Origin of the sequence: Microbacterium sp. IEGM 1404, from assembly GCF_030056775.1 — a bacterium.
Classification (GTDB): Bacteria; Actinomycetota; Actinomycetes; order Actinomycetales; family Microbacteriaceae; genus Microbacterium.
In genome coordinates this window covers 607,530-621,708 of record NZ_JASHKP010000001.1, presented here as the reverse complement: position 1 = coordinate 621,708, position 14,179 = coordinate 607,530, and the positions used below count along the sequence as shown (strand labels likewise).

The 14,179-nt window shown below is 70.1% G+C and carries 12 protein-coding genes and 1 tRNA gene; 4 read left to right on the top strand and 9 right to left on the bottom strand.

Annotation, left to right across the window (positions count from 1 at the left end; genetic code table 11):
* Positions 1 to 11 precede the first annotated feature (11 nt).
* Positions 12 to 713 (bottom strand): hypothetical protein, encoded by a 702-nt coding sequence (locus tag QM517_RS03175; RefSeq protein WP_146318764.1) that lies wholly within the window; start codon positions 711 to 713, stop codon positions 12 to 14.
* Between the two features lie 118 nt (positions 714 to 831).
* On the opposite strand from QM517_RS03175, the gene QM517_RS03170 reads away from it, so the two are divergent.
* Complete coding sequence (locus QM517_RS03170; protein ID WP_146318766.1) at positions 832 to 1,044, top strand: helix-turn-helix transcriptional regulator; 213 nt, start codon at positions 832 to 834, stop codon at positions 1,042 to 1,044.
* A 9-nt stretch (positions 1,045 to 1,053) separates the two neighbouring features.
* The gene (locus QM517_RS03165; protein WP_146318768.1) at positions 1,054 to 2,181 is read left to right on the top strand and encodes a site-specific integrase; all 1,128 of its coding nucleotides are present in this window, start codon (positions 1,054 to 1,056) and stop codon (positions 2,179 to 2,181) included.
* Positions 2,182 to 2,243: 62 nt separating this feature from the next.
* On the opposite strand, the gene QM517_RS03160 is transcribed toward QM517_RS03165, so the two are convergent.
* Positions 2,244 to 2,319 (bottom strand) — tRNA-Glu (locus QM517_RS03160).
* Positions 2,320 to 2,536: 217 nt separating this feature from the next.
* Here QM517_RS03160 and QM517_RS03155 point away from each other — a divergent pair.
* The gene (locus QM517_RS03155) at positions 2,537 to 3,175 is read left to right on the top strand and encodes an MBL fold metallo-hydrolase (RefSeq protein WP_077051673.1); all 639 of its coding nucleotides are present in this window, start codon (positions 2,537 to 2,539) and stop codon (positions 3,173 to 3,175) included.
* Between the two features lie 75 nt (positions 3,176 to 3,250).
* Here QM517_RS03155 and QM517_RS03150 read toward each other — a convergent pair whose 3' ends face one another.
* The 7 genes from QM517_RS03150 to QM517_RS03120 all read right to left on the bottom strand — a co-directional run bounded on the left by QM517_RS03150 (position 3,251) and on the right by QM517_RS03120 (position 11,594).
* Entirely contained in the window at positions 3,251 to 3,520 is a 270-nt protein-coding gene (locus QM517_RS03150) for an HPr family phosphocarrier protein (protein WP_077051674.1), read from the bottom strand.
* Between the two features lie 27 nt (positions 3,521 to 3,547).
* The gene (locus tag QM517_RS03145) at positions 3,548 to 5,608 is read right to left on the bottom strand and encodes a PTS fructose transporter subunit IIABC (RefSeq protein WP_283285152.1); all 2,061 of its coding nucleotides are present in this window, start codon (positions 5,606 to 5,608) and stop codon (positions 3,548 to 3,550) included.
* A gap of 20 nt (positions 5,609 to 5,628) precedes the next feature.
* Complete coding sequence (locus QM517_RS03140) at positions 5,629 to 6,594, bottom strand: 1-phosphofructokinase family hexose kinase (RefSeq protein WP_283285149.1); 966 nt, start codon at positions 6,592 to 6,594, stop codon at positions 5,629 to 5,631.
* On the bottom strand, positions 6,591 to 7,376 hold the full coding sequence (locus tag QM517_RS03135; RefSeq protein WP_175627610.1) for a DeoR/GlpR family DNA-binding transcription regulator: 786 nt from the start codon (positions 7,374 to 7,376) through the stop codon (positions 6,591 to 6,593). Before QM517_RS03135 ends, QM517_RS03140 begins: the two co-directional genes overlap by 4 nt.
* Positions 7,377 to 7,555: 179 nt before the next feature.
* Complete coding sequence (locus QM517_RS03130; protein WP_283285147.1) at positions 7,556 to 8,989, bottom strand: mechanosensitive ion channel domain-containing protein; 1,434 nt, start codon at positions 8,987 to 8,989, stop codon at positions 7,556 to 7,558.
* Positions 8,989 to 11,115 (bottom strand): adenylate/guanylate cyclase domain-containing protein, encoded by a 2,127-nt coding sequence (locus tag QM517_RS03125; protein ID WP_283285145.1) that lies wholly within the window; start codon positions 11,113 to 11,115, stop codon positions 8,989 to 8,991. The genes QM517_RS03130 and QM517_RS03125 overlap by 1 nt, the downstream gene beginning before the upstream one ends.
* Before the next feature lie 59 nt (positions 11,116 to 11,174).
* Entirely contained in the window at positions 11,175 to 11,594 is a 420-nt protein-coding gene (locus QM517_RS03120; protein WP_077051679.1) for a hypothetical protein, read from the bottom strand.
* A gap of 151 nt (positions 11,595 to 11,745) precedes the next feature.
* On the opposite strand from QM517_RS03120, the gene QM517_RS03115 reads away from it, so the two are divergent.
* Complete coding sequence (locus QM517_RS03115; protein ID WP_283285142.1) at positions 11,746 to 14,067, top strand: transglutaminase domain-containing protein; 2,322 nt, start codon at positions 11,746 to 11,748, stop codon at positions 14,065 to 14,067.
* Positions 14,068 to 14,179 lie beyond the last annotated feature (112 nt).

Below are 14,179 nucleotides of genomic sequence, written 5' to 3'. Positions count from 1 at the left end.
TCCCCCGACGACTACCCACGGCGACCGGGCGGGAGCAGTCCGCGGGAGCGGGTGCGGACGAGCCAGCCCTGCGCGGTGGCATGGGCGACGCCGTTGATCTTCGCCATCGTGACCGCCGGCGCCGGGTCGCCCTGCGCGGAGAGCTTGCCGTACTGGAGGGCGACGAGTTCGTAGAAGTCGGGGGTGCGCTTCGGGTTCCCGAGCGGCTTGAGCAGATCGCGCTCGCTGATCTTCCGGCCGGAGGGCAGCACGATCTTGCCGCCGGTGATGGTCACCGTGCGCTTCATGGCGAACAGGCGCTCGTTGATCGCCGCCTCGATGCGCGCGGTCGGCAGGGCGCGGAGGTCTTGGCTGGAGACGGGATCGCCCGGCCGCCACGGGAGGTAGACGACCCCGGTGATGCGCACCTCCTCGGGCACGGCGAACTGCTGGCGCTGGAGACGGATGAACACGCGGGTCGCGGTGGCCGTGTGCTCGATGTAGCGCCAGCGCCCGTCGATCGTCTCGTTCTGCTCCGAGTCGAGCTGCGCCTGCCGGTCGGTCTCGGTCGTCACCTGGTCGTTGTAGCCCAGGAGCGCGTCGATCTGCGCGCTGGCGTCGTCGTCCCGCTCGCCGGGGAACCGGGTCGGCAAATGCCAGCCGTCCGGCAGATCGGCCGAGACGATGAGCCCGTCATAGGACTGATCGCCGGGGCGTCGCGGGGCTGCGGTCACATCCCGAGTGTACCGAGCGACACGAACAACTAAAACTCTTGCTGTGATTGGCGTGTTGGTCTAATCTAAGATGACAGCAACGATTGCGGCTGTCATTGTAGATGCGAAGGAGGCCGTGATGGGTCAGAGCGCATCCCCCCTCGACGCTCGGGAGCCCGAGCGCCTGTTCTACTCCGAGGAGGAGACGGCGGCGCTGCTCGGCATCCACCGCACGACGCTGCGCACCCTCGCCCTGGCGGGCCAGGCCCCGGTGGAGCCGATTCGGCTCACCCGGCACAAGCGCGTCTACCGCCGCATCGACGTGCAGCGCCTCGCGGGGCTGGAGCAGTAGGCGGCCGGCATGGGAAGCATCGAGGCATACGACACGTCCAAGGGCCGCCGCTACCGCGCGCTCTACCGGCGCCCCGACAAGAAGCAGACGCAGAAGCGCGGCTTCACGACGAAGAAGGCGGCCGAGCTGTTCCTGGCGACCACGGAGGTCGACATCGCCCAGGGCCGCTACCTCGACCCCTCGCGGGCACGGGTGACCGTGGCCGAATGGCTCACCACCTGGCTCGCCGCCCGCGGCGACCTCCGGGCGACGACCCGCAGCCGGGTCGAGAACATCATCGACAAGCACATCGTCCCCGAGCTGGGGAAGATCCCGATCGGTGACCTCACGCGACTGCGCGTGCAGGAATGGGCCTCGGCGCTCCCCGGCGCCCCCGCCACGGTGCGGAAGATCGTCAACGTCCTCTCCGGCTCCCTCCGGTTCGCGGTCGAGGACGAGCGCCTGCCGTCCAACCCCGCCCACCGGCTCAAGCTCCCGAAGCCGACCAAGACCCGCAAGCGGTACCTGTCCCACGATCAGGTCGCCGCGCTCGCCAAGGCCATTGACGAGACGAAGGACGGCCGCGACTACGGCTACGGCCTCGTCGTGCTGGTGCTCGCCTACTGCGGTCTGCGCTGGGGCGAGCTGTCCGGGCTCCGCATCCGTGACCTCGACCTGGACGCGAAGCACCCGCGGCTCACCGTCGAGCAAACCGTCGTGGCCGACAAGGGCTATCAGCGCATCGAGCCGCCGAAGGACTACGAGCACCGGAGCATCCCGATCCCGGCGTTCCTCGTCGGGCTGCTGCGCGCGCAGATCGCCGGGCGTTCCGGCGACGCCCCGGTGTTCTACGGCATCCGTACCGGCACCTGGCTTCGCAACCACGTCTACCGGGTCGGCTGGTTCGATGACGCCGCAGCCGCCGTCGGGATCAAGGGCCTCACCCCGCACGAGATGCGGCACACCGCCGCCTCCCTCGCGGTCAGCGCCGGCGCGAACGTCAAGGCCGTCCAGAGGATGCTCGGGCACGCCTCCGCCGCCGTCACGCTCGACGTGTACGCCGACCTGTTCGATGACGACCTCGACGGTGTTGCCACGGCGCTCAATCTCGCGGCGATGCAATCAGATGTTGCCAATCTGTTGCCAAAAGCCGCATAGAGCCCTTCCACCGCCCGTCAGCAGAAACGCGAAAACCCCCGGATGACCGGGGGTTTTCCTGTTGGTGACCCCAGCGGGATTCGAACCCGCGTTACCGCCGTGAGAGGGCGGCGTACTAGGCCGCTATACGATGGGGCCGCGTCGCAACCGTTCAAGTATGCACTACGGGTGCCGCGCACGACAAATCGGGCCGCGAATGACTCGCAGCCCGGGCGTGTCCGGCCCACCGTACCGCGACCGCGGCTCCGAGGGAAGAGCCGGGCCGGAGCGGACGCACGACGTTCACCCTGTGGCATCCCGACGACTCGCCGTCCAGCGGTTGCAGGCTCCCGCACCGCGGAGTTGACTCGAGCGCATGCAGGTCACCAAACGCGAACACGCGGCCCTCGTCCTCACGGAGGCCGGACACACCCTGGTCATCGATCCCGGCGTCTTCACCTCGCCGCTCGAGGAGCTCACCGGACTCGTCGGCGTCGTCATCACGCACGAGCACCCCGACCACTGGACCCCCGAGCACCTCACCCGACTCCAGAAGGCGCACCCCGGCGTGCCGATCTACGGCCCCGAGGGCGTGCAGAAGGCGGCCGCGGGCTTCGATGTCGTCGCGGTCCACCCCGGTGACTCGCTCGACCTCGGACCGTTCCACCTGGAGTTCTTCGGCGGCAAGCACGCCGAGATCCACTCGTCGATTCCGATCGTCGACAACGTCGGCGTCCTCGTGAACGACGCGTTCTTCTACCCCGGCGACTCGTACACGGTCCCGAAGGGGGCGCACGTCTCCCTCCTCGCCGCCCCGGTCGGCGCCCCGTGGCTGAAGATCTCCGAAGCGATCGACTACGTGCTGGCCGTCAAGCCCGCCCGCGCTTTCGCGACCCACGACATGACGCTCTCGGTCGCCGGGAAGCAGATGGGGGACGCGCGCCTCACGTGGGCCGTCGAGCAGAACGGCGGATCGTTCGTCGACCTGGGCCCGGGCGACTCGACCGAGGTCTGACACCACCCGCAGACGGAACACCGGATGCCACGACCCCTGGGGGCCGTGGCATCCGGTGTTCTGCGTGCGACGTGCTTACTGCGCGTCGAGGTCGGTCTCGAGCAGGGCGACCAGCTCGTCGAGCGCCTGCTCGGCGCCCTCGCCCTCGGCCTTCAGCGTCACGACGGTGCCGTGACCGGCGCCCAGGCCCATGAGCGACAGGATGCTGCCGGCGTTGAGGTCGGGACCGCCCGCGGCCGCGATGGTGACGGGCACCTTCTTCTCCTGCACGGCCTGCACGAAGAGCTTCGCGGGGCGGGCGTGGAGACCCGAGCTGCTGGCGATGGTGGCCTGACGTTCTGCCATGGTGATTCCTTTCGAACCGTTGGGGCCTTATGCGGCGACCGGGACCGCCGTGGCGGACTCGGCGACGGGGGCTTCTTCCTTGCGTGTGCCACCGATCCGCTTGAGGGCGACGACGAGCACCGCCGAAACGACCGTACCCACGATGATCGCGAGCGGGAAACCCCACACGGGGTTGATCGCGAAGAGCACGAAGATGCCGCCGTGCGGAGCGTACGACTGGACCCCGATGAGCATGCTCAGACCACCGGTGATCGCGCCGCCCACCATCGAGGCGGGGATCACGCGCAGCGGGTCGGCCGCCGCGAACGGGATCGCGCCCTCGGAGATGAACGAGGCGCCCAGGAGCCAGGCGGCGGCGCCGTTCTCGCGCTCGACGGGCGTGAACCGGCCGCGGGCGAGGACCGTGGATGCCAACGCCATCGCGAGCGGGGGCACCATGCCGGCGGCCATGACCGCGGCCATGATCAGGTACGGCGCGGTGTTGGTCTGCGTCGCCGCGGCGAGGCCGGTGGTGGCGAAGACGTAGGCGACCTTGTTGACGGGTCCGCCGAGGTCGAAGCACATCATGAGGCCGAGGATGACACCGAGCAGGACAGCACCGGCGCCCGAGGCGGCGAGCGACGTCAGGCCCTCGGTCAGCGCGGCCATGAGCGCGGCGATCGGACGACCGAGGAACAGGATCATCAACCCCGAGGCGAAGATCGAGCCGAGGAACGGCACGATCACCACCGGCATGAGGCCGCGGAGCCAGCGGGGAGCGTCGAAGCGACCGAGCCACCAGGCGATGAAGCCGGCGAGCAGACCGCCGATGATGCCGCCGATGAAGCCGGCGTTCATGAGCACCGCGACGGCACCCGCGACGAAACCGGGCGCGATGCCGGGCCGGTCGGCGATCGCGTAGGCGATGAAGCCCGCGAGGACCGCGACGATGAAGCCCATCGACGTGGCGCCGATCATGAAGGCCACCGACCCGAGGTACTGCCCGAGCGGGCCGAGCGACGAGGTGATGTTCTCGGTCGGGAGGTCCCACAGCGAGTTCTGGATGATGACGTTCGCGGCATCCTTGGTGACCTGGTATCCGCCGAGCAGGAAGCCCAGCGCGATGAGAAGGCCACCGCCGGCGACGAACGGGATCATGTAGCTGACACCGGTGAGGAGCCACCGCTGGATGCGACGTCCCACGGACTGCTGGACGACCGGAGCATCGGAGGCGGATGCCGCCGCCGCGCCGCCCTGCACGCGGGCGGCGTTCGGGTTCTCGCTGGCGGCGACGGCCTCGGCGATGAGCTGCTTCGGCTGCTCGATGCCGCGCTTGACACCGGCGCGCACGACGGGCTTCCCCGCGAAACGCTGCGGCTCGCGCACGTCGACGTCGACCGCGAAGATCACGGCGTCGGCGTCGTCGATGACGCTCTGCGGGAGGGCCTTGTAGCCGCTCGAGCCCTGCGGCTCGACGACGAGCTCGACGCCGTCAGCCTCGAGGCCCGCGGCGGTCAGGGCGTCCGCGGCCATGAAGGTGTGGGCGATGCCCGTGGCGCACGCGGTGACCGCGACGATCTTGGTCGTCTTCGTCGCCGTGGCGGTGCGGGCCTCGGCACGCGTGGCCGCGGGTGCCGCGGCCGCAGGTGCCTCGGGAGCCGGGGTGATGGCATCCGTGATGATCCGGACCGCGTCGGACGGCGTCGCCGCGGCGCGGAGGCCGCCGGTGAACTCGGGCTTCATGAGGCTCCGAGCCAGCTGCGACAGGACCGCGAGGTGGGCCTCGTCGGCGCCGGCGGGCGCGGCGATGAGGAACACGATGTCCGCGGGACCGTCGGGCGCGCCGAAGTCGACACCCGGGATCAGGCGCGCGAACGCGAGGGTCGGTTCGGTGACGGAGGCGCTGCGGGCGTGCGGGATGCCGATGCCGCCAGGCAGGCCCGTCTCGTCCTTCTGCTCGCGGGCCCACGCATCGTCGAAGAGTTCCTGCGCGCTGGTCGCGCGGCCCTGCGCGACGACACGCTCGGCCAGAGCACGGATGACCGACTGCTTGTCGGCCCCCAGGGGCGCGTCGAGGCTGACGAGCTCCGGTGTGATGATGTCGGACATTTTCTGGTGACCTTTCGTGGTCAGGGTGTTGCGGTGGGAGGGGAGAAAACGGTCACGGCGATCGGCCCGGCGGGCAGGTCGGCCGGTGTCGGGGCTTGCGTCCCCGGCAGGGTCGCCGCAGCCGCGCCGTACGCGATGCTGCGGGCGAGTCGATCGGGGGCGGTGGCCCCCTCGAGATCGGCGAGGAGGTAGCCGGCGAGCGAACTGTCGCCCGCGCCCACCGTGCTCGCGACCTGGATCTTGGGGGCGCGCCCGCGCCACGTGCCGTCCGCGTCGAACAGCAGGGCACCGTCGGCCCCGAGGGTGACGAGGGCGGATGCCACGCGCCCGGGGACGAGCTCGGCCGCCCGGCGCGCGGCCTCGGCGATCACGTCGAGGTCGTCCGCGGCGTCCTCGCCGACGAGCTCGGCCAACTCCTCGTGGTTCGGCTTGATGAGGTCGGGATGCGCCGATGCGACGACGGCGGCGAGGGCGGCGCCCGAGGCGTCGACGGCGATGCGCGGAGCCGCGGCCCCCCACCGATCGCGGACGGCGGCGATGAGGTCGGCATAGAACGTCGCCGGCACACCCGGCGGCAGCGACCCGGCGAGGACGAGCCAGGTGGCGTTCTCCGCCGCCGCGACCACACCCGCGGTGAGCGCGGCGGCCTCGGAGGACGAGAGCTCGGCGCCGGGGAGGTTCAGCTTCGTCGTCTCGCCCGTGGGATCGGTGATGGTGAGGTTCGCCCGCACCCGACCCGCCACCGGCACGATCGCCACGTCGACCTCGGCGTCGTCGAGGAGCAGACGGTACGGGTCGTGGTCGTTGACCGGCACGACGGCGCGCGCGGGAGCGCCGGCGGCCGAGACGACCCGCGCGACGTTGACGCCCTTGCCCCCGGCATCCTCCCGCGAGGATTCGGCGCGCTGGACCTCGCCGGGAACGAGCGCGCCGGTGAGCTGCACGGCGCGGTCGGCCGACGGGTTGGCGGTCAGGGTGACGATCATGCGACACGCACCTCGGCGTCGGCGTCGGCCAGAGCCTGCGCGAGCGACTCCGGCGGTGTGCCGTCGGTGACGAGCACGTCGATCTCATCGAGGCGGGCGAAACGCACGAGCAGTTCCTCTCCGAACTTGGCGGTGTCGGCGACGACGACGACGCGGCGGGCGGCACGGATGATCGCGGTCTTCACCGCGGCCTCCTCCGGGTCGGGCGTGCTGAGGCCGAACCCGGCGCTCAGCCCGTTGGTGCCGACGAAAGCGATGTCGGGGCGCAGCTCGCCGATCGACCGCACCGTGTGCGCGCCGACGGCCGCCGCGGTGACCCCGCGGATCTTGCCGCCGATCACGGTGAGCGAGACACGGTCATCACCGGCGAGGATGTGGGCCGCCTCGAGCGAATGCGTGACGATCTCGACCGCGCCCGCGCTGTCTCCGAGAACCTGCGGCAGTTCGGCCGCGACCGCGGCCGGCGTGGTGCCGGCGTCGATGAAGATCGAGCCGCGGAAGCCGGGGGTGAGCAGCCGCGCCGCCGCGATGCCGATCGCGCGCTTGGCCTCGCCCTGTCGCAGACGGCGCTCGGAGAGGGATGCCTCGGTCGTGCTCGCGCGGTCCACACCCACGGCACCGCCGTGGACGCGCCGCAGTGAGCCGGTCTGCTCGAGGCGGTCGAGGTCACGGCGCACGGTCTCGGTGGTGACGTCGAAACGACGAGCGAGGTCGACGACGCTGACGCGTCCGATCTCTCGCAGTTCGCGCTCGATGAGCTGCTGGCGCTCCATTGCGTACACGGGATCCCCTTCGAAGATTCCCACACGATACAACACGAAGTCACATGAATCAACACCCCGTCGAGACAAACACAGACCGCGGCGCAACCCTAAGGTCACGCCGCGGTCGTTGCCCCGTCACCGGAAGCGTCGCGCGCAGGCGAGAGGCGGCGGAAAGCCGCCTGTCGACGCGGCTCGTGTTACGCGTCGGCCGCGCGCGACCCGGACTCGCGAAGGGCGATCGGTGCGGATGCCGCGCGGATGTCCCGCACCTGCGTGCGACGCAGTTCGGCGTCCGCGCCGAGGTCGCGCGCGAGGGCGGGGCGCAGACGGGACAGCCGGTCGACGAACGCGATCGGCAGCGTCAGGACCGTCACGACGGCCGCAGCCGTAGCCGTGGTGAACGAACGCTCGCGCGTCAGCGCCGTGGTTCCGAGCCAATCGCCGCGCTCCACCGTCCCCGGGAGAGGCTCGCCGTCGGGCACGGTCAGGATCACCCGCCCCTCGAGCACCCGGCGGACGGATGAACCCACCTCGCCCGCCCGGTCGATCGTCTCCCCCATGCCGAACTGCTCGACGCGGCACTCCCGGAGCGCGTCGTCGCGGAGGGCATCGTCGAGATGCAGCGCCCGCGAGGCACTCTCGAGGGCGTGGCCGAGCGCCGCCTCGCGCACCGCGGCATCCACGGGGATCTTGTCGAGAGAGAGCCCGCGGCGGCGAGCGGCGTACCAGAGCCAGGAACGGAAGGTGCTCAGCGTGCTGTCGGCATAGACCGGCGAGTCGAGCGGGATCGCGACGGTCCACGAACCGCCGCCGGCGTTGGTGACCTCGATCTCGCCGCCCGGAGTCAGAGTCGGCAGGTCACCGGCCACCTCCCGCAGCGTCGCGATCACGACGTGCGGAGGATCGGCGGGGGCGAATGTCGCGGTGGCGACCGCGGTGAACGGTCCCGGCGGACGGCTGAGGTTCAGGAACGACGCGTCGGCAAGGCCCGAGTTCGGGATGATCTGGAGACCCGACCCGGTGTCGATGTGCAGCGCCCGCCAGTTCACCTCGACGACGCGTCCGGTCGTGCCCCCGGTCGTGATCCAATCCCCCTGACGGAACGGCTGCTCGAACAGCACCAGCAGACCCGACACGATGCCGCCGGCCGCGTTCTGCAACGCGAGGCCGATCACGATGGAGGTCACCCCGAGCGCGGCGATGACCCCCTCGACATCGGCTTCCCACACCCACTGGAACAGGAAGGCGACGCCGACGACGACGAGCAGGAGCCGCACGATCTCGATGAAGATCTGCGGAACGCGCTGCCGCCACGATCCGCGGTCGGCCGTGGCGAAGAGCGCATAGTTCAGGACGCTCAGAGACAACAGGATGACGAGGAAGCCGAAGATCGTCGCCACGACACGCGGCCACACGAGATCCTGGTCGGAGCGCGTGGCGAACACGAGCAGCCCGACGAGACCGCCGAACGGGACCACCCAGTTGCGCAGCAGGAGGAGCGGTTTGACCGCCGGGCTCCGCCGCCGACGCAGGATGCCGATGACCTCCGTGAGGATCACCATCAGCACCGGCACCGCGACGACCGAAGCGATCGCCCACCCGATCGCCGTCCCGTCGAACACGGGAGTCATCACGCCACCCGCCAGACCGCGGTCGCCTGGCCGTCGACCTCGACGGCATCCGCCTCGACGAGGTCGAACAACCCCTCGACGCGCGTGCGCACGGCATCCGTCACGAACACCCCCGGCTCCTCCCCCGCGCGGCGCAGGCGCGAGGCCAGATGCACCGCGTCACCCCACAGGTCGTACGCGAGACTCGCCCGCGCGACGATACCGCTGGTCACGCTGCCGGTGTCCACCCCGGCGCGCAGGTCGAGGGTCGCGCCCGTACGGTCGTTGAAACGCTGCACGCTCTCGCGCATCCCGACGGCGAACTCGACCGCGCGGCGCGCGTTGTCCACCCGCGGGACGGTCAGGCCGCTACTGGCGAGGTAGCCGCCACGGAGCGTGCGCACCGACTCGACCCCGCAGCGCGCGGCCACCTCGTCGAAACCGCGCATGAGGTCGTTCAGCGCCGACGTCTCCTGCGCTCCGTCGAGGTCGCGTGAGAAGTCGTCGAACCCGAGGAGCTCGGCGAAGACGACGGCGACGTCGTCGTGCCGCTCGGCGAGCGTCTCGGCTCCCTCGCGATACTTCTCGGCGAGGCTCTCGGGCATGATGCTGCGCAGGAGCCGCTCGTTCTCGTCACGCTGGTGGTCGATGAGCTCCTGCTTGAGGCGCAGCCCCGACGCCATCTCGTTGAACGACGACGCCAGATCGGCGAGCTCGTCGGTACCTCGGGTCTCCACGCGCGTGTCGTAGTCGCCGTCCGACACCCGGCGCACGGCGGTCGCCAGGCGCCGGATCGGTCGGGTGAAGCTCTGCGACAGGATCAACGACAGCAGGCTCACCAGCAGCATCAGGCCAAGGGTCGAGAGCAGCAGCGTGCGGGTGAAGTCGGTGACGGGCGCGAACGCCTCCTGCGACTCCATACGCGCCACGATCACCCAGTCGACACCGTCGATGTCGAGCGGCGCGTACGCCGTGATGCTCTCGCCGCCGATGTAGTCCTGCGTGACCTCCGCCCCGGTCTGGCCCGCGACAGCCGCGTCCACCGCGGCGCCTCGCGCGGGTTGCAGCAGAACGGTGCCCCCGGCGCGGACGATCTTGTCCGCGGTGTCGGCGGTCGTCCCGTCGGCGATCACCGCCGCGGCGTAACCGTCAGGATTCTGGATCAGGCTGCGGGAGTTCGACCGCATGAGATGGTCGGCTCCGGCCAGGTAGGTCTCCCCCGTCTCGCCGAATCCCTGCTTCTCCCACTCGCCGTAGCCGGTCATGACGTCGTTGATCCACTGGATCGGCACCTGCAAGGCCAGTACGCCCGTGATCCCCTCGTCATCGCCGATCGGCGAGACGACCCACATCACCGGAAAGCCCAGCGCGGGCGTCCACTCCTCGATGTCGGTGGTCACGACGTCGTTCACGGAGTTCGCCGCGACGACCTCGCTGAACCCCTTCGCCAGCTGGCTCTCGCGGAACGGCCCATCGGTGAGGTTCGAGCCGAGATCGACACCGCCCGCGGCGGTGTAGACGACGTCGCCGTCGAGATTGGCCACGACGACGTCGGTGTAGCCCACCGTCTTCACGAGCTCGGAGAAATAGGAGTCGGCCTCGAGGTAGGCCTGCGAGTACGGGCTCCCGTCGCCGGGGTCGGACACCGGACGGTCGGCGGCCCCGTCCTGACGGGTGAAGAGGTACTGCGCCATACGGCCCGCGGGAGAGGGGGGCACGAAAGCCCGATCCGCGAAGTCCTCGCCGGTCGCCCCCGCCAGTCGCGGCAGGAAGGTGTCGGCGTAGAACGACGACAGCGCGGCATCCTCCGTGGAGGTGAGCGAGCGACCGGAAAGCTCGTCCCAGCCGGCGTTGAGGGCGACGGAAGCCCCGCGGGCGCTGGCGTTGTTACTCGCCAGCGCGGACTCGCGCTGCACCTCGCCGAGCAGCGACGTGATCTCGCCCGTACGGAGTTCGCGCATCGCGGTGAGCTTGTCGACCACCTCGGCACGCAGGGATTCCCGCCCGTTGACGTACCCGACCGCCCCGACCACCGCAGCACTGACCAGGCTCACCGCCAGCAGCATGATCAGGAGCCGGGACTGGATACTCAGGCCCCCGCGTCGTCTCTCGTCCGTGCGCGCGCCTGCGGAATCGTCATGCCCCATGTCGCTCACAGTACGGAGGGAAGGGTCGTTTCACCCCGCTTTTCGCCCCATGGCGGAAATCAAGGGGCGACGACGTCGACAGTAAAGCGGATCTCTCGACCGTCCGGAGCGGTGAGTGTCGCCGTCGTCGATCCGATCCCCCTCGCGACGAAGCCGGGGCGGAAGGTCGCCCCCTCGTCGGATCCGCCCGCCGAGAACTCGGCGATCGTGACGTCGGCGGTCGTCCCGTGCCACTGGTCCTCGGTGCCGTCCTCGACGGCGATGACGAGCGCGGTTCCGATGACGACGGCGATGTCGGTGCCGTCGAGCTGGCCGGGCGACACGATCGTCGGAGGAAGAGCCTGCAGACCCGCGGTCGCGGTCGTGCTCGACGACGGGGCGGGAGCGGCGGGGACCGCGGGCTCGGTGGTCGCCGTGCAGCCGCTCGTGACGAGCGCGACAGCGATCACGGCGGCGACGGCGAAGGAGGAGCGGATCACGCCGACCCCCTTTCCGAATCACACCTGGATCGGATGCTATCGCGACGCGCGGTCCCCCTTACACGATCCGACGTACCCGGCGCACGCCTTTGCCGTGCCGCTGCGGGTCGGGAAGCATCGGGTGTTCAGACCTGGGGGGAAGGCCGAACGCATGTCCGATGAGCCGAACAACACGCCGGAGGGCTGGTACGCCGACCCCTGGGACCCGCGCCGGTTGAGGTATTGGGACGGCACGACGTGGACGGGGCACGTGCACCCGGCATCCACGGGCGCATCCGTGCCCGCCGGCGTCGCCTCCGCAGAGGCGACCGGACCGACGTCCGCCGATGCGCCGGCGACCCCCGCATCCGACGAGCCCACACCGCGCCGCCGCCGCGGGCTGAAAGTCGGGCTCCTCGTCGGCGGCATCGCCGTCGTCACCGTCCTCGCGGTCATCGCCGCCTTCGTCATCGTCCCTGCGGTCACCGGATCCAACGAACGCATCTACGCCGACCGCTCGACGCTGTACGACTTCACCGAACCGCAACTGGGTCTGCCGCGCGACCACGAGTTCGAATTCGACGCCGACTACGACTTCGACGCGGTCAACGCCGCTCACGAGGCCGAGAACCCCACTCCCGACCCGGACAAGAAACCTGAGGCGGACGCGCCGGACTGGGCGATCGAGGTCTACTACGACGCGGCGTTGACGAGGCCCGCGGAGTTCCGTGCCTACCAAGCCGATCCGGGCGGGAAAGTTCTGGTCAGCGGCGACGAATCGGGGAGAGCGTCCGACGGGGCCGGCAATCGCCAGATCCAGGAGAGGGACGGTGATCTCGCATTTCCCTGGGGCCTGCACGAGGACTACTTCCTCGTGCGTCACCTCGAGAAGGACGGCACTCCGCGCGCGAAGCCGCTGGTCACCCGGTTCACGGTCGAGTCGACGCTCGCGACACCCGACGTCACCTTCGGCTCCGGCGCCGAAGCCGGCAGCCTCACCATGTCGTGGGCGCCCGTCAGCGGTGCCACCAGCTACCTGATCGTGACCAATGAGGTCGAGCGCGACGGGCAGGCCATCCAGAAGGTCGTGGCCGAAGTCAGAGAGACCGAGTGGTCGTCCGCGGGCCAGACCGAGAACAATCAATCGAATCGGGCCTCCTTCGTCACGGCCCAGAACCTGGGGCTCGAGGGCTTCAACTACCGCGCCCTCACACAGGACCAGGTCGACGGCGGAGACACGCTCGACTCCGAGGAGGCCGCGCGCGTCGCACAGTCGCTCGGCTCGGACATCGGTGTGATCGCCACCGACGGCACGCGCTATTCGTCCTATCAGGCCAACGACCTCGAGCAGGTGGCGGGATGGATGCCGCTGGAGGTCGCCTTCAACGCCGCCTCCGCGCTCAAGAACTGGGGAGCGAGCGGGTTCATCGAGGGCATCGAGAACGTGCAGAAAGTCCTCCCCGTCACCTCGGTCGACGGGCGTACGCGAAGCACCGTCGCCTTCCTCGACGAGAATGCCGTGCTCGACTACGGCGACCGCTGGATCATCGCCCTGCGCGGCCGGAACACGCTGTTGGGAGAATGGATCCCGATCACCAAGATCTCCACCCCCGACCCGGCGGCGGCCATCGCCCAGTTCAACGCCGCGGCGCTGGCGGTAGCGCCGCCGACCGGTCAGCCGCGGTTCGAGTCGTTCGAGGTGCCCGAGGACAGCCGCGACACTCCTGTCTCGGAGACTCCCGAACTCGGCTACCCCGTCTACGGGAGCACCGAGTTCACGCGCTACCTGGGGGCGCATCTGATCGCGCAGACCAAGGTGATCGACATCTCGGCCTACGTCGACCAGCCCGGCGCTCCGGATCCGTACGACGCCGTCTACGAAGCGCGGTACCAGAACCCGTACGCGTTCAACATGAACTACGTCGGACTCCGCAACGGCGGGAAGTCGTTGCTGGTCACGTATTCGCTTCCCACCGACCAGGTGCGCACCCTGCAGGCGGAGATGAAGGCCAAGGTGGACAGCGTCGTCGGCGAGGTGACGAACGACGCGATGAGTCCCCGCGACAAGGTCGCCGCGCTCAACGACTGGCTGATCTCGAACGCCGAATACGACGACGAGGCGTTCGCCGCTCTCGAGTCCTACGAGTTCGACGGCACACCCCCCGGATACGAGGCGGCGTGGAACGCCACGGGAACGCTCCTCGACGGCACCGGTGTCTGCGCGAGCTACGCCTACGCGTTCTCCGCCCTCGCCAACGCCGCGGGGGTGGAGACGGTCGTCGTGGCCGGCGACGTCCTCTCCGGCGGCCCGCATGCATGGAACAAGGTGCGTGTCGACGACCAGTGGCTGGCGGTCGACGCCACGTGGAACGACGGCGGCGACCCGACCCGATACCTCATGATCCGGGATGCCGACTTCACCGACGTCTCCGCGCGGACGCAGTCCGAGTACTGGATGATCGACTCCGCCATCCCGGCGTACGCGACGCCCTGATCCCGTCTCAGCCGCAGACGCTCCGCCAACCGGGCGGGGCGCATGCGGCGACACATTGACGCCGTGTTGCGCGTGCGGCCGCGCCGCGGCGCGCGGTGGACCACCATGGACG